Source organism: Archangium sp. Cb G35 (assembly GCF_001896145.1).
Classification (GTDB): domain Bacteria; phylum Myxococcota; class Myxococcia; order Myxococcales; family Myxococcaceae; genus Archangium; species Archangium violaceum.
The window spans coordinates 460916-480471 of sequence record NZ_MPOI01000009.1 but is presented as its reverse complement, the minus strand read 5'-3'; the positions used below and the strand labels follow the sequence as shown (position 1 = coordinate 480471).

Sequence of the window (19556 nt, the reverse complement as noted above, 5' to 3'; positions counted from 1 at the left end):
CCCCCTTCCTTGACGGGCCGAACCCCTCGGGAGACGATCCGGGTTGCCCGTGAAGTCCGTACTTACGAGATCACGCCCCTTCCTCCTCGCGCTCGTGCTCCTCACGGCGTTGCCCGTGCTCGCCCAGGAGCAGGCGACGCTGCTTCACAACGCGCCCGAGCAGGCGGCGCCCGGCGTGGCGCTCGTGGTCGACGGCGTGCTCACCGGGACGCAGCGCATCATGCGCATGGTCATCCGCTACCGCGGGCCCGGCGAGCCCTACGCCGAGACTCCCCTGGAGTTGCAGTACGGCGACCTGTACCGGGGGAGCATCCCGGCCTCGAGCCTGACCCCGCCCGGCGTCGAGTACTACGTGGAGGGTTTCGCTCCCGGTGGGGAGCGCGTGCCCCTCTTCAAGAGCGCCACGCGTCCCGCTCGCGTCGTCGTCGTGGGCCAGGTGCAATCCACGCGCACGCCGATCTCCTCCCGCTCCGTCGAGCCCCGTTCCGTCGAGCCCGAGCCCGCCCCCAAGGCCGAGCCGCCCTCCCGCAACGAGCGCAGGTCCGAGCCGGGCCGCAGGAGCGAGTCCACCGCGAAAGCGGAGCCGGTGCAGAAGGTGGAACCCTCTCAGAGGGTGGAATCGGCGCCGAAGTCCGAGCCCGCTCCGAAGGCCGAGCGCAGGCCCGAGCCCCCCCGGAAGTCCTCCGGCTCCGATGACGCCATGGCGGCCCTGACCGCAGAGCTGCCTCCGGACTCCGGGAGTACCGCTTCCCGTCCGGCCGCCGTGAGGCCCTCGCGTGCCGCCGAGTCCGAGGAGCCCGAGCCGAAGCGCTCGGAGCTGGAGGAGGATCTCGCGCTCTACACCGCCGAGGACACCCTGGCGCTGGCCACCCGGCACGAGGAGAAGGTGAAGAAGGTGCCCGCCATCGCCGCCTCCTTCGGGCGTGAGCAGATCCGCGCCCTGGGTGCGCGCACGGTGGCGGACGTGCTGGACGTGATGCCCGGCCTCACCCTCAGCCGTGACGTGCAGGGCTTCCACCGCGTCGCCATCCGCGGCCTGCGCAACGACGCCGAGGTGCTCTTCCTCCTCAATGGCCAGCGCCTCAACAACTTCTTCGACGGCAAGGCGCTGATGAACCTGCCGGTGGAGAACCTGGAGCGCATCGAGGTCATCCGCGGGCCCGGCTCGGCGCTCTACGGTGCCGGTGCCTTCCTGGGCGTGGTGAACATCGTCACCCAGCGCGCGGAGGGCCTGCGCGCGGCCGTCTCCGGCGGTGGCTTTCCCAAGCTCGGCGCTCCGCTCGCCACCACCTTCGATGGCCATGTCTCCGGGGCCCACTCCTTCGGCCGCTTCAAGCTCTTCGGTGACGCGGACGTCTGGCACCAGGCGGGGGACACGGAGGCCATCGAGACGGACGCGCTCAGCGCGGACACGCTCGCCCAGAAGCTGCGCGAGCCGTTGGATCCCTCCGGCACCACCCAGGACGATCGCTTCCTGCTCAACCTGGGCCTGGGGTTCGGCTACGAGCTGTCGTCCGCGAGCAACCTCCAGGTGTCCGCGCGGCTGCTCTCCGAGAACCGTTCCGCCCTGGTGGGCCTCTTCGACACCGTGGGGCCGGGCTCGCGCCTGGGGTGGCAGGTGTTCCTCGGCGACGTCACCTACGAGCACCAGCTGAACGACCGGGTGCGCCTGCGCGCGCGTCTCTACGGGGAGCAGCAGAGCACGGACCGGCTCTTCCAGATCGGCCCAGACGGCTTCCGCACCGGCCCGGATGACAACCAGCTCTTCCCGGACGGCATGCTCGAGCAGACGCGCGTCACCGTGCAGTCGCTGGGCACCAGCGTGGACTCGGACGTGTCGCTCTTCGAGGGCAACCGCCTGTCCCTGGGCGCCGTGGCCGAGCTGCAGATGCTGGGCGCCTACAGCTACGAGACCAACTACACGCTCGACAGCCGGCTCCGGCCCTCGCTGACCACGCCCGAGAAGGTGGTGGACATCCTGAAGCTGGCGGAGGGCGCGGCGTCGCGGCGCCTGACGTTCAGCGCCTTCGCGCAGGACCAGTGGACGGTGGTGGAGCCGCTCACGCTCACCTTCGGGGTGCGCGCGGACATCACCCAGCTGCCCTCGGTGGACAACACCAACGCCATCACCGGCACGCAGCTGGTGCCGAGCGTCAACCCGCGCGTGGGGCTCGTCTTCTCGCCCACGGACTCGCTCGTCCTCAAGCTGCTCTACGGCCGCGCCTTCCGCCCGCCCACGCTCCAGGAGCTGCTGGAGACCATCCCCAACACCTACTACAACCAGGGCCGCTTCGAGGGGAACCCGACCCTGCTGCCCGCCGTGGTGAACACGCTGGAGGCCGGCGCGGACCTCATCCAGGTCTCCGGCGAGTCGCGCGTGCGCATCCGCGCCAACGCCTTCCTGGAGAGCTTCTCCAACCCCATCGCGGCGGTGGACACCTCGGGCAACATCGTCCCGGTGCGCAACCGCGAGCTGGGCGTGCTCGTCTACGGCGTGGAGGGCGAGGCCCGTCTGGAGGCCTCCCGGCGCGCCACCACGTGGATCAACGCGAGCCTCTTCCGCGCCGAGGACCAGGCGTTGCCCGCCAACCATCGCTACCTCACCGACACGCCCCAGGCGCGCTTCAACGCCGGGGTGTCCATGCCCATCGGGGACTTCATCAACTTCGACGTGGTGGTGCGCGCGGGCGCCGAGCGGCGCAACAACACGCGCTCCGTGCTGGAGCTCATCCGCCGCTACAAGATTCCCGCCTACGGCCTCATCACCGCGCAGGTGCGCACCGAGCCCATCGCCGACCACTTCGAGCTGGCCGTGGTGGTGCAGAACGTCTTCGACTCGGACCTGCGCGACGACGTCCCCCGGCCGGACCGCATGCCCAGCCTGATTCCGCGTGAGGGCGTCTCCGCCTTCCTCACCCTGAGGGCCCGCAACTGATGTCCCGCTCGCTCACCGCCGCCTTGTTGGCCGTGGCCCTGGCTCCGGGGCCCGGCTGCCTGCAGTACAACGATCAGTGCCAGCCGCTGGTGGCCGATCCGGAATCCATCGTTGGCTACCTGGGTGAGGACGTCTACCTCGACAGGCCCTACGCCCGTCACGACAACAACGCGCTCGGGCAGCTCGCCGCGGATGCCTTCCGGCACGCCGAGGACGCCTCCAAGGCTCCCGCGGAGCTGGGCATCATCAACGGGGGCTCGCTGCGCGCCGAGGGCCTGTGCGTCACCCGCACCGTCATCCCCAAGGGCCCGCTCAACAAGGGCCTGCTGCACGAGGTGCTCCTCTTCGAGAACTCCGTGGTGACGGTGGACCTCACCGAGCAGCAACTGGTGGGCATGTTCGAGCACGCGGCGTCGGGGCTGTACCGGGAGGAGCAGACCATCCTCTTTCCCTCCGGTGCCTTCCTGCACGTGTCCGAGGGCACCACGGTGCGTGTGGACTGTTCCCGCCCCGTGGGCTCGCGCGTGGTGGAGCTGCAGGTGAACGCGCGCACGGTGCCGCTGCCGGCTCGCGCGGATCCGTCCATCAAGTACCGCGTGGCCATGCCCAACTTCCTGCTCGGGGGCGGGGACGGCTACGACGCCATCTTCCAGGACGCGGCCACGGACCTCTCGCGCAATCCCGTCACGGCGAGCACGGAGGAGGGCAAGGCCACGGACGCCAACCTCACCGAGGCCCATATGCGGTCGAACCATTCGACCGAGAACCGGGCGCTCCGGGAGGCTGGCCGTATCCTCTTCGAGAACTGCGCCCGGCCCGCCAGGCCCGTGGTGCAGTAGGGCCGGCGGCTCGGGGGCTGGCGACTTCAGGACTGCGGGTTGTCCGAACCGTCCGGCTGGTTCGGCGTGGGGCCGAAGACGTCGTTGGGCGACGGCATCTTGCGCAACTCGGCGCGGGCCACCTTCCACGCCTGCTGGACGATCCACGAGAGCGAGCGATCCTGCCGCGTCGCCTCACGCTGGATTTCGTCCAGCATGTCCTCGGGGAAGTAGAGACTCTGCTTACGATGATCGGTGGCTGCCATGAAGCTCAGGACCTCCCTTCTTCACGGGGGTCCTGCCGCTCGTCACCCGTCACGTCGTTCACCGCGGGGAACGACTTGATACGGTCTCGAGCGATCTTCCAGGCCTGCTGCACCACCCACGAGAGCGAGCGATCCTGGCGGTTTGCTTCCTCCTGGATCTCCTTGAGCATCTCCTCGGGGAAGTAGAGGGACTGCTTACGCTTGTCGGTGCCTGCCATCCTGGCTCTCCGCAACGGATACGGGGTGACGACCTGAACACACCGGTGTCGTTATCCGACAGACGCCCTGACGGGTCAACGGTTTCGGAGTGCTCCCGTACCGTATGCAGTCGTACAGGCTCCGTCAGGGGAAAAATACCCGCAAAAGGGAACGCCCCGGATCCTTCCAGTGCTGGAAGAACCCGGGGCGCTCCGGAAAGAAGGACCGCCAGGACTGATCCCGGCGGCCCCGTGGGCCCAGAGGGGGAGGGGGGGGACCCCTAGGCCCAACTCCGTCGAAAGTTCACGTTCAAAACATCTTGCGTCGCGTCACCTATTCCCCTCTCCATCTTTTCCCCGACCCGCCCGACCCTCGCGACCTTCGTGACGATCATAAGAATCGCCTTCAGCCGCTTCAACCGGCTGCATCCGGTGTAACCGGACTCGCTCGATTCTGATTCCTTCGCCTGTTCAATGCCCTCCACTGGTGACACCAGCGTCCTGTTTTCGACGGCCCTGAAGGAGTCCTACCGGCAGCTCGGGCTGGTGGGAGGCTCCGTGCTACTGGCCGTGTCCGGAGGCGCGGACTCCACGGCGCTCCTCGTGGGCACGGCCGGAGTGCGTGAGTCGCTCTCACTGCGGGTAGAGGTGGCCACGCTCGACCACGGGCTGCGGCCGGAAGCCCAGGCGGAGGTGCAGGCGGTCGTCCAGCTGGCCGCCCGGTGGGAGCTGCCCTGTCATGTCATCCCGTTGCAGTTGTCTCCGGGTTCCGGGGTGGAAGCCCGGGCCCGCGAGGCGCGGTACGCGGCCCTGGAGGCGCTGCGGCGGGAGCGGGGCCTCCAGGTAGTGGCCACGGCGCACACGGCCTCGGACCAGGCGGAGACGCTCCTCATGCGGCTCGTCCGGGGCACGGCCCTGAGGGGGGCGGCGGGCATCCATCGGGCGCGGCCCTTCCTCGTCCGGCCCCTGCTCGAGCGCACGCGCGAGGAGGTGGAGGCCTTCCTGGCCGAGGAAGGTGTCTCCTTCGTGACGGACCCGATGAACCGGGACCCGGCCTTCTTCAGGACGCGCATCCGCCATGAGGTGTTGCCGGTGCTCGCTCGTGCCGCGGGCTTCCCGGTGACGCCCCGGCTGGCCGCCTTCGCCCGGCTGGCCGCCGAGGACGAAGCCCTGCTGAGCGGGCTGGCGGACGGGGCCTGGAGCCGGCTCTCGCTTCCGGATGGGAGCCTGGACGCGGTGGGGGTGCGTGCCCTGGAGCCGCCCTTGCGCCGCCGCGTGCTGGCTCGCCTGCTGGCCGGGTCCGGCGCGGAGGTGGACGAGGCCTCGCTGGCCCGGGTGCTGAGGGCCGTGGAGACGGGCCGGCCCGTGTCTCTCGGAGGCGGGCGGGCGCGCGGGGCCCTTCAGTTGAGGACTGCGGGCGGGCGTGTGCGGTGCGTGCGCCGCGAGGCCGTGGCTCCTGTCGAGCCGCCCCCGGTCCTGGTGCTGGCGGGGGAGGGAGCCTCGGGGGTGCAGCCGGGCACGGGCTGGACCTTCACCGTGGCGACGGTGCCGCCTCCACCGGGCACGCTCGGCCTGCCTCTTTCCGAGGAGACGCGGTGGCCCCTCACGGTGCGCACGCGCGGGCCGGGAGACCGGGTGAGGGGAAGCGCGGGCTCGCGCAAGCTGCAGGACGTGCTGGTGGATCGGCGCGTTCCCGCCGAGCGCCGCGACCTGCTGCCGGTGGTGACGGACGCCGAGCAGACGGTGCTCTGGGTGCCGGACGTTTGGAATTCCACGTCCGCGGCCGCTGTACGCCTCTTTCTGTGGGCCTCACCACCGGTTCCGAGCGTGGCCGGTCCCCCTCCGTTATAGAGTGGACCACTGCGCGGAGGTTGAGGGGGGGAACCCCCAAAATAGTTGAGGCGTTTTTGCTGTTGCTGATACCGTCCGATAAACGGGCAACACGCCCGGTGTCGTGACAAACGGTCGAAACTGCTGGGCATTTTTCGGCCGTGCCCTCATACCGCCGAGCTCCGAAAGGGCAGCTGACACGTGCGTTCGACTTATAAGACCATCGGCCTTTGGGTCATCCTGATCGTCCTCTTCGTCGCCTTCTACAACTTCTTCTCCACGGGCGGCGACCAGGTACAGGAGCCGACCTTCACCCAGTTCCTGGCCAACGTGGAGGCCAACAAGGTTCGTGCCGTCTCGGTGAAGGGGAACACCTACCAGGGTGTGTACGCCGGCACCGATGAGAAGTTCCGCACCACCGGCCCCGAGCCGGATGCCGCCGTGCTCGAGCAGCTGCGCAAGAACGGCGTGGACGTGAAGTACGAGCGCGAGGAGCAGAACAGCCTCTGGCTCACCATCCTCGGGCAGTGGATGCCCGTCGTCTTCCTCTTCCTGTTCTTCATCTTCTTCATGCGCCAGCTGCAGGGTGGCAGCGGCAAGGCGATGACCTTCGGCAAGTCCAAGGCGCGGCTCCTCAACGAGAGCCACAACAAGATCACGTTCGCGGACGTGGCCGGCGCCGACGAGTGCAAGGAGGAGCTGGAGGAGATCGTCGCGTTCCTCAAGGACCCCAAGAAGTTCACCAAGCTCGGCGGCCGCATCCCCAAGGGTGTCCTCATGATGGGCCCTCCGGGTACCGGCAAGACGCTGCTGGCCCGCGCGGTGGCCGGTGAGGCCGGTGTTCCGTTCTTCTCCATCTCCGGCTCGGACTTCGTGGAGATGTTCGTGGGCGTGGGCGCCAGCCGCGTGCGCGACCTGTTCGAGCAGGGCAAGAAGAACGCCCCCTGCATCATCTTCATCGACGAGATCGACGCCGTGGGCCGTCACCGTGGCGCGGGCCTCGGCGGTGGTCACGACGAGCGCGAGCAGACCCTCAACCAGCTCCTGGTTGAGATGGACGGCTTCGAGTCCAACGAGGGCGTCATCCTCATCGCCGCCACCAACCGTCCGGACGTTCTCGACCCCGCGCTCCAGCGCCCGGGCCGCTTCGACCGGCGCATCGTGGTGCCCCGTCCGGACCTGAAGGGCCGCCTGGGCGTGCTCAAGGTGCACACCCGCCGCGTGCCGCTGGCTCCCGAGGTGGAGCTCGAGGTCATCGCCCGCGGTACGCCGGGCATGACGGGCGCGGACCTGGAGAACCTGGTCAACGAGTCGGCGCTGATGGCCGCCCGCCAGAACAAGGAGCGCGTGGACCTCAGCGACTTCGAGCAGGCCAAGGACAAGGTCTTCATGGGCCCCGAGCGCAAGTCCATGATCATGACCGAGAAGGAGAAGCGCAACACGGCCGTCCACGAGGCGGGCCACGCGCTGATCGCCAAGCTGCTGCCCGGCTGCGATCCCCTCCACAAGGTCACCATCATCCCGCGCGGCCAGGCCCTGGGTCTCACCTGGAGCCTGCCCCTCGAGGACAAGGTCAACGGGTACAAGAAGCAGATCCTCGATCAGATCACCATGGCCATGGGCGGCCGTATCGCCGAGGAGCTGATCTTCAACGAGATGAGCTCTGGTGCCTCCAACGACATCGAGCGGGCGACCGAGACGGCGCGCGCCATGGTGTGCCGCTGGGGCATGAGCGAGAAGATGGGTCCCCTGTCCTTCGGCAAGAGCGACGGTGAGGTGTTCCTGGGCCGCGACTTCAACTCGGCCAAGGACTACTCCGAGGACACGGCGCGGCAGATCGACGCCGAGGTGCGCAGCATCGTCATGGGCTGCTACGAGAACGGCAAGCGGCTGCTCACCGAGCACCTCGCGGGCCTCAATCGCGTGGCCGATGCGCTGGTGGAGTACGAGACGCTGGATGCCGAGGACGTGAACATCCTCCTGCAGGGCGGGCAGCTGACCCGCGAGCGTCCGCCTCCCCGCGTCGTGGCGCCGCCCACGAAGTCCACCGAGAAGAAGGACAAGCGGAAGATCCTCGATGCGCTCGAGGGGCTCCCCAACATGGAGCCGAACAAGGCGTAGCCTGAGCTCCGCTTCCGTGTAGAACCCGGGCCCTCTCCACTCTCGTGGGGAGGGCCCTTCTGCTTCCGAGGTGGATTGCCGCGGGGACGCCGCGGGAGGTCCGCTCAGTGCCGTGGCCACAACAACGAGGCGGCCTCGTACCTGCTGTCGCGCTCGAAGGCCACCCGGGCCGAGGTGTCCGCCTCCAGCTTCGCCTGGAGGGACTCGGGGAGCTGCGCGTACAGGTCCTGTCCCAGCAGCTCCTCGATGCGGTCCACCGAGGTGCGCGAGGCCTCGAGAAAGGGCGTGATGTCGGCCTTCTTCGTCGGGGCGTCCTTCAGGTTGGGCACCAGGTAGGCGAACATGCTGAGGTTGCCATTGGGCAACTCCAGCAACACCGTCTTGAACTGGTGCGTGGGCACCGCGATGCGGCGTGCGTTGGCGCCCAGGGTCTCGACGGCCTCGGGCGGCAGGGGCTTGCCGCGGGCATCCAGGTACAGGTTGCCGGTGATGATGGAGGCCTTGCCTCCGGTGGCCTGGACCAGCTCGTTGACCGCGCCCTCCAGCGTCCGCCATGTCTGGCGATTCAGGTCGGGGTGCTGCGGCGCGACGTTGCTCATCAGGTGGCTCTCGTCCATGGCCTCCTGCGTGGGCGAGTCATCCGCCGGCTTCATGTGGCCCCGGTCGAACCCCGTGCCCGTGTAGTCCGAGTCCACCACCCCCGCGCTCCCCAGCTCGGGATCCGCGTGGAAGTGGCTCTTGTCCCGGTCCACGTCCACGGGCGTCTCCTGGATGTCCGCCGCGGACAGCAGGTAGCTGACGAAGGTGGGCACGTTCTTGGCTTCATCCATGGACAGCCGCAGGTACTCCTTCACCCGCGACAGTCCGCCGGTGGAGCCGGTGGGGCGCAGCGGATCCACCTCTCCCGCGCTCTCGGCCACCTTGCTCTCGAACAGGGCCACCTTCTGGTCCGGCAGCCACGTGGTGTCCTTCTCCCGCCCCTGCTTCACGTCCTGGAGCCAGCCGTCCAGCTCGGCGCGCGAGAGCTTCCCGTCGGCGTTGCCCCCGAGCAGGTCCGCGCGGCGGGCCACCGTGTCCTGCCAGCCGCTGTCGAAGGAGTCCACGTCGGTGGAGCGTGCGCCACCCGCCAACCGCTGCTCCAGCGCCGCGCGCTGCTGCTGCAGGGCGGTCGAGGTGAGGAAGCGCGAGTCCTCGGGCCGTGCCAGGTAGGCGTCCACTTCCGCCGCGGACACACGGCCGTTGCCAGAAGCCCCATCCGCCGCCTTCAGCAGCTCCGACTCCCAGCCTCCGTCCGCCCAGCCGAACTTCCTCTGGAGCTCGGCGATGGACACTTCTCGCGAGGCCGAGCGGCTCCAACTGCCGGACTCGGAGGGGACGGTGTTCTCCACCGTGAGGAGAGGCTCCCGCTGGGGGGTCGCGGAGGTGCTCGTTGGACGGATCTGCATGGGGACGCACCTATTGTCGTCCCCGGCCCCCGGGAAGTTGTGTCCCGAGAAGAATCTCCGGGTGCTTCAGGGCTGGCGGACCCGCTGGGACCGGGCTCGCTGGACGCTCTGGACGAGGCGGGCCTCGGCCTGGAGCCGCTCCACCGCGTCCGCGGGCAGCTGGGCGTGCTCGGCGGCCCGGGCCAGGGCCACGAGGAAGGCCACGCTCACCGGGCTCCGCGGAGGCTGGCTCGGGGCAGGTGGGGTGAAGGCCCGTGCGGAGAGCAGGGCGCCGGAGGCCGTACGGACGCGCACCGGACGCTCCAGGGTGGCCTCGGCCAGTACCTTCTCCCCTCGCGTCACCAGGGGCCAGGAGTCAGGAGGCATGGCCCGCAGGCGCCCGGGGACGCGCTGGCCCGGGGCGTCCACGAGCCTCGCCACCCGCCCCTTCCACGCGGCGGAGGGCACGTCATAGACGAGCTCCACGTCGAGCGCCTCGGCCAGCTCGCCCTCGGGCAGGGACGGGAGGGACACCCCCCGGAGCCGCTCGCCCGCGAGCTCCGGCGCGAGGGCGAGGGAGAAGGCGAACCAGGGCAGGGGGGTGGGACCGGGACCGGACATTGCCCCCAGTCTGCATGGGAGGCGGGCCGGAGGGAATCCGCGCGGCCGGGGGACTCCCTGGAGTATGTGGGCTCCATGCCGATTCGCGCACGCCCCGTCCGCGTCGACCGCCCCGCTGACCTCGAGCCCGCCTTCCTGCGCATGGGGCTGCCCACGTCCGCCCGCGAGTACCTGCTGGAGAAGCTGCCCGCGCTGCACGTGCTGCTCACCGGCTTGGAGCGCGAGCAGGGCCGCTTCCTCGCCGGCCTCTTCTCCGCCTCCGAGGCTCCCGGGCGCGAGGAGTACCCCGGCTGGGTGGCGGGGGATCTGCGCGTACGGCCCGGCACGGGGCTGCTCTCCGGACGCAAGGAGCAGTTCGAGCGCGTGGTGGCCGCGGCGAAGGAGCGCCCGGAGCTGGCGGAACTGGCCGCGGCGCTGGCGCGCGTGCTGGAGGCCTCCGCGCCTCCGGCCCCGCTGGTGCTGGGCTCGCGGACCTTCACCTTCGGGGCACGCACCTCCGTCATGGGCGTGGTGAACGTGACGCCGGACAGCTTCTCGGATGGCGGGCGGTACTTCGGTACCGAGGCGGCCGTGGCCCACGGGCTGCGGCTGGCCGAGGCGGGGGCCGAGGTGCTGGACGTGGGCGGGGAGTCCACCCGCCCCGGCTCGCCGCCCGTGTCCGTCGAGGAGGAGGTGGCCCGTATCGTCCCCGTGCTCGAGGGGCTGCGGGCTCGCACGGACGTCCCCCTGTCCGTGGACACCACCAAGGCGGCCGTGGCCCGCGAGGCGCTGAAGGCCGGCGCGGTGCTCGTCAACGACATCAGCGGCTTCCACTTCGACCCCGAGCTGCCCCGCGTGACGGCCGAGGCGGGCGCGGCCTGTTGCCTCATGCACATCCAGGGCACCCCCCAGACGATGCAGAAGGACCCGCACTACGAGGACGTGGTGGACGAGGTGCTGGCCTTCCTGGAGGAGGGCGTGGAGCGGGCCGTGGCGGCCGGCGTGCCGCGCGGACGTGTGCTGGTGGACCCGGGCATTGGCTTCGGCAAGACACTCGGGCACAACCTCTACCTGCTGCGGCGGCTGGACGAGCTGCGCGTGCTGGGGCTGCCGCTGCTGGTGGGAACCAGCCGCAAGTCCTTCCTCGGGAAGCTCACGGGGGGCAAGCCGGCGGACGAGCGCCTGGCCGCGACGCTGGGCTCGGTGGCGGCCATGGCGGCGGCGGGGAACGCGGACTTCGTGCGCGTGCACGACGTGGCCGAGGTAAAGGACGCCCTCACCGTGGCGGATGCCCTGCGGACGGCCCTCGACGGCGGCGCCCTCTACCAGCCGGGAAAGGTAGGCGGGTGAGGGAGATTCTCCTTCTGGGAGGATGTATGAACCGGCCCGACCCACCACGGGGTGGGGCGGCCTGATTGGCAGCAAGCTTGTCCAGGGGGCTTCTACTCCCTAGCTTCGGGCGCTGTGGAGGGCGGGGTATAAGCCCTCGGCGTTGGCGGTCCGGCCTCATGGACGGCACAGGGAAAGGTGGAGCGGCACACTATGGCCTACAGGATGAACATGCCCCCCAAGGAAGAGCGGGCCTCGCAGCGGCTTTTCGGCACGGACGGTGTCCGGGGCGTCGCCAACGTCTACCCGATGACGGCGGAAGTCGCGATGCAGCTGGGCCGAGCGCTCGCCCACCTCATCCGCAACGGGCCCCACCGGCACCGCGTCATCATCGGCAAGGACACGCGCCTGTCCGGCTACATGCTGGAGCAGGCCCTCGCGGCCGGCCTCACCTCCATGGGCGTGGACGTGGACCTGGTGGGTCCGCTGCCCACCCCGGGCATCGCCAACCTCACCACCTCGATGCGCGCGGACGCGGGCGCCGTCATCTCCGCCTCCCACAACCCGTACCAGGACAACGGCATCAAGTTCTTCTGGCGCGATGGCTTCAAGCTGCCGGACGAGACGGAGGCGAAGATTGAAGAGCTGGTGGCCAGCGGTGCCATCGACTCCATCCGCCCCACCGCGACCAAGATTGGCCGGGCCTTCCGCCTGGAGGACGCGCGCGGCCGCTACATCGTCTTCCTCAAGACGTGCTTCCCTCGCGAGCTGACCCTGGAGGGGATGACCATCGTCGTCGACTGCGCCAACGGCGCCGCCTACAAGACGGCCCCCGCGGTGCTCGAGGAACTGGGCGCCAAGGTGATTGCCCTGGGCGTGCAGCCGGACGGCAAGAACATCAACCACAAGTGTGGCGCGCTCCACCCGGAGAACCTGTCGCGCGCCGTGGTGAAGCACGGGGCCCACGTGGGCATCGCCCTGGACGGCGACGCGGACCGCCTCATCGTCGTGGACGAGAAGGGCAACGTGGTGGATGGCGACGCCATCATGGCCATCTGCACCGGCGAGCTCGTCACCCGCAAGGAGCTCAAGAAGAAGACGCTCGTCTCCACGGTGATGAGCAACATCGGCCTGGAGCGGGCGGTGTCGCGCTGGGGCGTGAAGGTGGTCCGCACCAAGGTGGGTGACCGCTACGTCGTCGAGGAGATGCGCAAGAACGGCTACAACATCGGTGGCGAGCAGAGCGGCCACCTCATCTTCTCGGACCACACCACCACGGGCGATGGCACCCTGGCCGCGCTCCAGCTCCTGGCCGTCATGTGCCGCCAGCAGAAGCCGGTGAGCGAGCTGGCCTCCATCTTCGAGCCCGTGCCGCAGACGCTCGTCAACGTGGTGGTCAAGCAGAAGCGCGAGCTGGGCGAGCTGCCCACCGTGATGAAGGCCATCCAGGACGTGGAGAAGAAGCTGGGCAAGGACGGCCGGGTGCTGGTGCGCTTCTCCGGCACCGAGCCCAAGGCCCGCGTCCTCATCGAGGGCATCGACGCCACGCGCAACGAGCAGTACGCCCGGGAGATCGCCGAGGCGCTCTCCAAGGCGCTCAACGGTTGACTTCCGGTCTCGGGCCGCCAATAGAAGGGCGCGCACGGGCCGGAACGGACCAGGTTCCGGCCTGAAGCGCGAGGAGCGGCCGAGATGGGACAGCGATTGGGTGTGAATGTGGACCACGTGGCCACGCTGCGTCAGGCGCGGCGGACCACGTATCCGGATCCGGTGACGGCGGCGGCCATGGCCGAGCTGGCCGGAGCCGGGCAGATCACCATCCACCTGCGCGAGGACCGGCGCCACATCCAGGAGCGCGACCTGCGCATCCTCCGGGAGACGGTCCAGACGCTGCTCAACCTGGAGATGGCCGCCACCCAGGAGATGGTGAAGATCGCCTACGAGCACAAGCCGGACGTGGTGACCCTGGTGCCCGAGCGGCGCGAGGAGCTCACCACCGAGGGCGGGCTCGACGTGGCCGGCCAGCGCGAACACATCGCCAAGATCATCAAGAACCTCAAGGACGGGGAGATCACCGTCTCGCTGTTCATCGACCCGGACCTGGACCAGGTGCGCGCGTCGCACAAGGTGAATGCGGACCGCATTGAGCTGCACACCGGGCGCTACTGCGAGGCGCGCAACGAGCGCGAGCGGGCACGGGAGCTGAGCCGCATCGTCGACGCGGCCAAGGCGGCGGCGCGGCTGGGCATGAGCGTGGCCGCGGGCCACGGGCTCAACTACGACAACGTGCTGCCCATCGCGCGCATCCAGGAGATCGATGAGCTGAACATCGGTCACTCCCTCGTCGCCCGGGCGGTACTGGTGGGCTTCGAGCGGGCGGTGCGGGAGATGGTCGAGTTGATGCGCAACCCGGGGTAGGGCGCCATGGCAATCCTCGGCCTGGGGATGGACATCTGCTCGGTGGAGCGCATCCAGCGGATTCTGGATGGGCCGCGCGCCGAGCGTTTCCTCGAGCGCGTGTACACGAAGGCCGAGCGGGCCCTGTGCAGCGCGCGGGCGGATGCCGCGAGCGCCTACGCGGCCCGCTTCGCGGCCAAGGAGGCCCTGGTGAAGGCGCTCGGTGCCCCGCCGGGCCTCACCTGGCAGGACATGGAAGTGGTGCGCGAGGGCGGCCCGCCCCGGTTCCGCCTTTCGGGGGTGGCGCTCGCGGAGATGGAGAAGCGGCGCGCGGAGGCCCTCCTCGCTATCACCCATGACGCCGGAGTCGCCGCCGCGACGGTGATTCTGCAAGACAGGAGCTGAGCCATGCGCCGTGTCCTCACCGCCGCCCGGATGCGCGCGGCCGACCAGGCCGCCGAAGCCCGTTTCAGCATGCCCTCGCCGCTGCTGATGGAGAACGCCGGCCGGTGGCTGGCGGACGCGGCGCGCGAGCTGGGTACCACCGCCTCGCGGTACGTGGTCGTGTGCGGCCCCGGCAACAACGGCGGGGATGGGCTGGTGGCGGCGCGCTTCCTCCACATCTCCGGTCTGCGCGTGACGGTGGTGTTGGTGGGAGACCGGGCGAAGCTGACGCCCGAGTCCCAGCGCAACCTGCACGCGTTGGAGCCGTACGGGCTCCATCAGCCCCAGCCGCTCGGCAAGGTGGAGGCGAGGGCGGGGGACGTGGTGGTGGATGCGCTCTTCGGCACGGGGCTCACCCGGGCCCCGGCCGGGGAGTTCGCCGAGGCCATCCAGCACATGCTCCGCTGGCGCGCGGCCGGGGCGAAGGTGGTGGCCGCGGACATTCCCTCGGGGCTGCACACGGACACCGGAGAGCCCTTCACCCCCTGCGTGGAGGCGGACGTCACCGTCACCTTCGGCTTCTACAAGCAGGGACAGGTGCTGGAGCCCGGCGCCACCCTGTGCGGTGACCTGCGGTGCGTGGACATCGGCATTCCTCCCGAGGCCGCCACCCCCCAGGAGGGCCGGGAGCTGTTCCTCGTCGAGGAGGCGGATGCGCGAGGGGCCATCGCTCCGCGCCGCTCGGACACGCACAAGGGAAGTTACGGGCACGTGCTGGTGGTGGCCGGCAGCCACGGAAAGTCCGGCGCGGCGGCCATGTCCGCCCTGGGCGCGCTGCGCGGTGGCGCGGGGCTCGTCACCGTGGCCACCCGCTCCGAGGTGGTGGAGCCGGTGCTCGGACACGCGCCCGAGGTCATGGGCTGGCCCCTGGAGAACCGTGGGCCGCTCGGAATGGCGGACCTGGAGCCCCTGCTGGAGGCGGCGGAGAAGAAGGACGTGCTCGTCATCGGCCCGGGCATCCCCCGCGGCGACGAGACGGTGAAGCTGCTGGGCGAGCTGCTCTCCCGCGTGGATGTGCCCGCCGTGCTGGACGCGGATGCGCTCAACGCCGTCGCCACCGACCTGGAGGTGCTCCGCCGGGCGAGGGGGCCGCTGGTGCTCACCCCGCACCCGGGGGAGATGTCTCGCCTCACCGGCGTGCCCACGAAGGACCTGCAGAAGGCCCGGGTGGAAGTGTCCCGGGACTTCGCGCGCACCCACGAGGTGACACTGGTCCTCAAGGGCGCGCGGACGCTCATCGCGCACCACGATGGCACCGTGTACGTCAACCCCACGGGCAACCCGGGCATGGCCACCGGAGGCATGGGTGACGTGCTGAGCGGTTTGCTGGGCGCGCTGCTGGCGCAGGGCTTGAAGCTTCCCGAGGCCGCGTGGACGGGCGTGTACGCGCACGGGTTGTCGGCGGACCTGATGGTGGCCCGGCGCGGGCGGATGGGGCTGATCGCCACGGACGTGGCCAAGGGGATGTGCAACGTGTGGACGAGGTGGAACCGATGAGCACGCCCACCCTGAGCCGCACGGTGCTGTCGGGCTCGCCCGAGGAAACGCACCGCCTGGGCCTGAAGCTCGGGCAGGTGCTCCAGCCGGGAGACTTCGTGGGACTGGTGGGCGACCTGGGCGCGGGCAAGACGCACCTGGTGCGCGGCGTGGCCGAGGGCGCGGGTGTCTCCCGCTCGGAGGTGGCGAGCCCCACCTTCGCCATCGTCTATCCGTACCGGGGCCGGCTGCCGCTGTACCACGCGGACCTCTACCGGCTGGCCGACTACGACGAGCTGTACGCCACGGGCTTCCTGGACCTGGTGGGCGGGGACGGGGCGGTGCTGGTCGAGTGGCTGGACAGGATTCCCCAGGCCGCGCCCCGCGAGTTCCTGCGCATCACCCTCCGGGACGCGGGTGAGGACTCCCGCGAGCTGGTGGCCGAGGCCTGGGGGACCCGGCCCGCGGAGCTGCTGAAGGCCTGGCTGCCCGCGGATCGCTGAGTGGCGAACATCGTAAGGCCCCCTCTTCCCCTGGGAGAGGGCTGGGGTGAGGGTCGTCCCCCCGCTCGCAGTCCCCCCAGGTTCCCTCCGGGTCTATCCTGGGGCCCATGAACCTCTCCCACACCGTGAAGTGGTTCCTGCTCGTCCCTCTCATCAGCGTGGTGCTCGCGGGGTGTGGCGCCTTCGAGCCGCCGCCTCCGTCCTATCCCCACGCCACCGTCACATTCGATGTGACAGTCCCCGCGGACACCCCGTCCAACGTGGTCGTCACCGTGGTGGGCTCGAATCCGTCGCTCGGAGGCGGTGCGGCTCCGGGATTCAATCTGCGCCGCCAGGAGTCGCACTACACGGGCTCGGTGCGCCTCCCGGTGGGCGAGGAGATCTCCTTCGAGCTCTGGGTGGACGAAGCGTGGCGCCCCGAGCTCTCCGCGGAGGGCGCACCGGTGCCTCGCCACTCCTTCCAGGTGGACGGGGACATGACGGTCACCGCGACCGTGGAGCGCTGGGGCGAGCCCGGTCTGGGGCCGCGGTGAAGTTCCTCTTCCCCATGCGTTGAGGCCGCTCCTGGACGCGCAGTCTCTACCCGTCCGGGAGATCTCCACCTGGAGCATGGGTAGACCCGGGAATCGCGACAGCACCTGCAAACGTGAATTGCCCGTCATCCTTCAAGGGTATAGAAGCCGCGTCGCCCGATAGGCGGGCCTCGAACATGGAGGAAAGGCCGATGAAGCTTCTTGGACGCATCGCGGGGGTGCTCTGCTGGGCGGCGCTGGTGGGCTGTGGCGTAGAGGAGCCGGTCACCGAGACCGTGGAAGACACGGGCACGCAGCAGCTCCCGGTCACGTGCCCGCAGCTGGTGCCCCCGGGCCCCGGCTTCTGCGAGTTCGGCACCATCGTTCCGGTCTACGACGGCAAGTGCATCGTGTCGTACCGCTGCGAGACGCAGCCCGCTGGCATCGCCCCCGGCACGTGCCCGGATCTGGTGCCCCCGGGCCCCGGCTTCTGCGAGTTCGGCACGATCGTGCCGGTCTACGACAGCAACAAGTGCATCGTGTCGTACCGCTGCATCTGACGCACCCGGCGGCACCCGCCCATCACACATGGATGGGCGGGCCACCGCTCAGTAGACGGCGAGCCCCACCGACCACGAGCTGATGAAGTCGCGGGTGTTCGGGGTGGCGGTGGGCAGCCAGTCCTGGCCCCAGCGGAAGGTGAGCCCCAGGCGCGTGGCGATCTCGAACTCGGCGAGCGCGCCGAAGGAGACATAGGGCCGCGCGCCACTCGTGGTGGGCAGGGCCCCGCCCGCCGAGGCGGACCACGACTGCCCACCTCCGACGAAGGGGCCCAGGTGCAGGCGCCACACGTTGATGGGGTACCACTGGGCCTCCAGGCCGAGGCGCACGTTGTAGAAGCTGCCGCCGTTGAAGTCTCCGGTCTGCAGGCGTGTGTCGGTGAGCAGGCCGAACTGCTTCACGGGGTAGTAGCCGAGTGCGAAGCGGAAACCGAGGCTTCGCGGGTTCTGCCCGCCGGGCAACGCGAGCCGATCGTCGCCGGCGCCGAACTGGTACGAGAATCCCTTGCGATTGAGCGGCGCGGCCCCGCGCAGCCACATGCCAGCGCCCTCGCGGCCCGACAGCGTGGCCCGCTCGACATCCCTCAAGTGCTCGGGGGTGAGCTCATCGAGCCGGACGGTGCTCTGGCCTCCGTGGCGGTGCCAGAGGTGCACCGGGTGCTGCGGATGCACGGCCACCGAGCCTTCGTAGCGGGCACCCTCGGTGGCGGCGAGCGCGATGCCGACCACGACCCCGACGGCGATGACCACCACGATGGCCTCGCCCACGTTGCCGATGTTTCCGGCGCCTCCAGACGAGCCGCCTCCGGACGGGCTTCCACCCGAGACACCACCCACGTTACCGGAGACGGGCGACGCATCGTGGACGGAGGACCGCGTGTAGACGGGCGGATCGTAATAGGGCGCGCCGAAGTCGATGTAGAAGTCGGGGACCCAATAGCCGTGCAGGCCCATCGAGTAGCCCGACGGTGGCGGCCCCTCCTGAGGGGGATACCAGGGCCCGGCCGACTCAGGCTCCGAGTCCGTCGTGAACTGCTGCACGGCATACACGTGCTGGCCGCGCGTCTGCGGAGGCTCGCGCACGAGCCGCTCCAACTCCGTGCGCTGAACCTCGTAGTAGTGGCCGAGGCACCCGCTCGTCAGCACCGCGATGAGGGTGGTGAGTGTCTGCAGCCGCAGGTGGACCGGGATCGGGGTACGTCTCGTGCTCATGCGCCGCTCCTGCCGGATGCTCCGGATATACCGGAGCCAGCATAGGACGGACGAGCTCGTGATTCATTCAACTCCGGATAATCAGGGTGTCCGGGCGCACAGATCCTGCACCTTCCAGCGGTGCAGCACGAGGCCATTGTCCACGCCGACGATGTTCTCCTCGTCGATGAGGTGCCAGTGGTCCTCGCCCGAGAGCTGCTCGCTGGCGAGCACGAACTGCTCCAGCTGCGTACCCGGCTGGGGCGCTCCCGCGTGCGCGCGGTGCGGGCGCCGGCCCGTCTCGGGCGCCGTGTCCGACAGGAAGAGCGTGCGGTTGCGCCGCGTGGCCACCATCACGTCCCCGTTCGTCACCAGGAAGTTCATCGACGAGCGCAGCTCTCCCGGCTCGTCGGTGATAGCGGACACCAGCCCCATCGTCTCCGCCAGCGCGCAGGCCACCTTCTCCACGCACGAAGGCCCCTCCAGCGCCTGCTGCTTCGCCAGCCGCGTGAGGAAGAGATAGAAGCAGCGCTCGGAGTCCGTGGCGCCCTGGATGTGCGCGAGCAGGTCCGGGCGGATGAGTGACTCCACCTCGGCCTGGTGCCGCGCGAAGTTCCTCAGCGTGCCGTTGTGCACGAAGCACCAGCGGCCATGGAGGAAGGGGTGCGCGTTGCGCTTCTCCACCTTGCCCACCGAGGCCAGGCGCAGGTGCGCGACGACCGTCCGGGAGGACACCCGGCTGCTTACCCGCTCGAAGTCAGGGTCGCAGTACGCCGGTCCCAGCCCGTGCGCGACGAGCGGGTGGACACCTTCTTCATAGGACGCGATGCCCCAGCCATCCTTGTGCTCCCTCGACTGCTGCACGAGGGAGTTCTTCTCCGTCACGAGGGAAGGATGGACAGCCGCGGGGACAGAGGAGCGAAAGCCAAAGAGACGGCACATGGTCTTCTTGT

The 19556-nt window shown here is 69.8% G+C and carries 18 protein-coding genes; 12 read left to right on the top strand and 6 right to left on the bottom strand.

Annotated elements, in window-relative coordinates:
* Positions 1-49 precede the first annotated feature (49 nt).
* A complete protein-coding gene (locus tag BO221_RS28285) occupies positions 50-2935 on the top strand; it encodes a TonB-dependent siderophore receptor (RefSeq protein WP_073563753.1) in 2886 nt (961 codons plus the stop codon).
* Positions 2935-3774, top strand: a complete 840-nt coding sequence (locus BO221_RS28280) for a 5'-nucleotidase C-terminal domain-containing protein (RefSeq protein WP_073563612.1) — start codon at positions 2935-2937, stop codon at positions 3772-3774. Before BO221_RS28285 ends, BO221_RS28280 begins: the two co-directional genes overlap by 1 nt.
* A 26-nt stretch (positions 3775-3800) precedes the next feature.
* Here the strand turns inward: BO221_RS28280 and BO221_RS28275 are convergent, their stop codons facing one another.
* Together BO221_RS28275 and BO221_RS28270 are read right to left on the bottom strand one after the other, a co-directional pair.
* A complete protein-coding gene (locus BO221_RS28275) occupies positions 3801-4019 on the bottom strand; it encodes a TIGR04563 family protein (RefSeq protein WP_043408629.1) in 219 nt (72 codons plus the stop codon).
* A gap of 5 nt (positions 4020-4024) precedes the next feature.
* Positions 4025-4237: a TIGR04563 family protein gene (locus BO221_RS28270; RefSeq protein ID WP_002628981.1), complete on the bottom strand. Its 213-nt coding sequence runs from the start codon at positions 4235-4237 to the stop codon at positions 4025-4027.
* 453 nt (positions 4238-4690) lie between these two features.
* On the opposite strand from BO221_RS28270, the gene tilS reads away from it, so the two are divergent.
* Both tilS and ftsH read left to right on the top strand, forming a co-directional pair.
* On the top strand, positions 4691-6067 hold the full coding sequence (tilS, locus tag BO221_RS28265; protein ID WP_073563611.1) for a tRNA lysidine(34) synthetase TilS: 1377 nt from the start codon (positions 4691-4693) through the stop codon (positions 6065-6067).
* A gap of 180 nt (positions 6068-6247) precedes the next feature.
* Entirely contained in the window at positions 6248-8167 is a 1920-nt protein-coding gene (gene ftsH, locus BO221_RS28260; RefSeq protein WP_043408640.1) for an ATP-dependent zinc metalloprotease FtsH, read from the top strand.
* Positions 8168-8271: 104 nt separating this feature from the next.
* Here the strand turns inward: ftsH and BO221_RS28255 are convergent, their stop codons facing one another.
* Together BO221_RS28255 and BO221_RS28250 are read right to left on the bottom strand one after the other, a co-directional pair.
* Positions 8272-9612 (bottom strand): DNA/RNA non-specific endonuclease, encoded by a 1341-nt coding sequence (locus BO221_RS28255; RefSeq protein ID WP_083681438.1) that lies wholly within the window; start codon positions 9610-9612, stop codon positions 8272-8274.
* A 66-nt stretch (positions 9613-9678) separates the two neighbouring features.
* Positions 9679-10212 (bottom strand): gamma-glutamylcyclotransferase, encoded by a 534-nt coding sequence (locus BO221_RS28250; protein WP_073563610.1) that lies wholly within the window; start codon positions 10210-10212, stop codon positions 9679-9681.
* A gap of 75 nt (positions 10213-10287) precedes the next feature.
* Between BO221_RS28250 and folP the strand changes: the two genes are divergently transcribed.
* From folP to BO221_RS28210, 8 genes are all read left to right on the top strand, one after another.
* Positions 10288-11541: a dihydropteroate synthase gene (gene folP / locus BO221_RS28245; RefSeq protein WP_073563609.1), complete on the top strand. Its 1254-nt coding sequence runs from the start codon at positions 10288-10290 to the stop codon at positions 11539-11541.
* Positions 11542-11733: 192 nt separating this feature from the next.
* Entirely contained in the window at positions 11734-13128 is a 1395-nt protein-coding gene (gene glmM, locus BO221_RS28240) for a phosphoglucosamine mutase (RefSeq protein ID WP_073563608.1), read from the top strand.
* Between the two features lie 84 nt (positions 13129-13212).
* Complete coding sequence (locus tag BO221_RS28235; protein ID WP_073563607.1) at positions 13213-13938, top strand: pyridoxine 5'-phosphate synthase; 726 nt, start codon at positions 13213-13215, stop codon at positions 13936-13938.
* Positions 13939-13944: 6 nt separating this feature from the next.
* On the top strand, positions 13945-14322 hold the full coding sequence (gene acpS, locus BO221_RS28230) for a holo-ACP synthase (protein WP_073563606.1): 378 nt from the start codon (positions 13945-13947) through the stop codon (positions 14320-14322).
* 3 nt (positions 14323-14325) lie between these two features.
* The gene (locus BO221_RS28225; RefSeq protein WP_073563605.1) at positions 14326-15858 is read left to right on the top strand and encodes a bifunctional ADP-dependent NAD(P)H-hydrate dehydratase/NAD(P)H-hydrate epimerase; all 1533 of its coding nucleotides are present in this window, start codon (positions 14326-14328) and stop codon (positions 15856-15858) included.
* Positions 15855-16340, top strand: a complete 486-nt coding sequence (tsaE, locus tag BO221_RS28220; protein ID WP_073563604.1) for a tRNA (adenosine(37)-N6)-threonylcarbamoyltransferase complex ATPase subunit type 1 TsaE — start codon at positions 15855-15857, stop codon at positions 16338-16340. Before BO221_RS28225 ends, tsaE begins: the two co-directional genes overlap by 4 nt.
* Positions 16341-16447: 107 nt before the next feature.
* Positions 16448-16873, top strand: coding sequence for a hypothetical protein (locus BO221_RS28215; RefSeq protein WP_073563603.1), 426 nt, complete (start codon positions 16448-16450; stop codon positions 16871-16873).
* A 191-nt stretch (positions 16874-17064) separates the two neighbouring features.
* Entirely contained in the window at positions 17065-17412 is a 348-nt protein-coding gene (locus tag BO221_RS28210) for a hypothetical protein (RefSeq protein ID WP_073563602.1), read from the top strand.
* A gap of 48 nt (positions 17413-17460) precedes the next feature.
* Here BO221_RS28210 and BO221_RS28205 read toward each other — a convergent pair whose 3' ends face one another.
* The gene (locus BO221_RS28205; protein WP_073563601.1) at positions 17461-18624 is read right to left on the bottom strand and encodes a hypothetical protein; all 1164 of its coding nucleotides are present in this window, start codon (positions 18622-18624) and stop codon (positions 17461-17463) included.
* 81 nt (positions 18625-18705) lie between these two features.
* Entirely contained in the window at positions 18706-19545 is an 840-nt protein-coding gene (locus BO221_RS28200; protein ID WP_073563600.1) for a class II glutamine amidotransferase, read from the bottom strand.
* Between the last annotated feature and the right edge of the window lie 11 nt (positions 19546-19556).

Coding starts and splice junctions, on each gene's coding strand:
- BO221_RS28255 (WP_083681438.1), bottom strand. CDS start 9,612: ATGCAGATCCGTCCAACGAGCACCTCCGCGACCCCCCAGCGGGAGCCT.
- BO221_RS28270 (WP_002628981.1), bottom strand. CDS start 4,237: ATGGCAGGCACCGACAAGCGTAAGCAGTCCCTCTACTTCCCCGAGGAG.
- BO221_RS28250 (WP_073563610.1), bottom strand. CDS start 10,212: ATGTCCGGTCCCGGTCCCACCCCCCTGCCCTGGTTCGCCTTCTCCCTC.
- BO221_RS28200 (WP_073563600.1), bottom strand. CDS start 19,545: ATGTGCCGTCTCTTTGGCTTTCGCTCCTCTGTCCCCGCGGCTGTCCAT.
- BO221_RS28275 (WP_043408629.1), bottom strand. CDS start 4,019: ATGGCAGCCACCGATCATCGTAAGCAGAGTCTCTACTTCCCCGAGGAC.
- BO221_RS28235 (WP_073563607.1), top strand. CDS start 13,213: ATGGGACAGCGATTGGGTGTGAATGTGGACCACGTGGCCACGCTGCGT.
- BO221_RS28210 (WP_073563602.1), top strand. CDS start 17,065: ATGAAGCTTCTTGGACGCATCGCGGGGGTGCTCTGCTGGGCGGCGCTG.
- BO221_RS28215 (WP_073563603.1), top strand. CDS start 16,448: ATGAACCTCTCCCACACCGTGAAGTGGTTCCTGCTCGTCCCTCTCATC.
- tsaE (WP_073563604.1), top strand. CDS start 15,855: ATGAGCACGCCCACCCTGAGCCGCACGGTGCTGTCGGGCTCGCCCGAG.
- BO221_RS28280 (WP_073563612.1), top strand. CDS start 2,935: ATGTCCCGCTCGCTCACCGCCGCCTTGTTGGCCGTGGCCCTGGCTCCG.
- tilS (WP_073563611.1), top strand. CDS start 4,691: ATGCCCTCCACTGGTGACACCAGCGTCCTGTTTTCGACGGCCCTGAAG.
- folP (WP_073563609.1), top strand. CDS start 10,288: ATGCCGATTCGCGCACGCCCCGTCCGCGTCGACCGCCCCGCTGACCTC.
- BO221_RS28205 (WP_073563601.1), bottom strand. CDS start 18,624: ATGAGCACGAGACGTACCCCGATCCCGGTCCACCTGCGGCTGCAGACA.
- glmM (WP_073563608.1), top strand. CDS start 11,734: ATGGCCTACAGGATGAACATGCCCCCCAAGGAAGAGCGGGCCTCGCAG.
- BO221_RS28225 (WP_073563605.1), top strand. CDS start 14,326: ATGCGCCGTGTCCTCACCGCCGCCCGGATGCGCGCGGCCGACCAGGCC.
- acpS (WP_073563606.1), top strand. CDS start 13,945: ATGGCAATCCTCGGCCTGGGGATGGACATCTGCTCGGTGGAGCGCATC.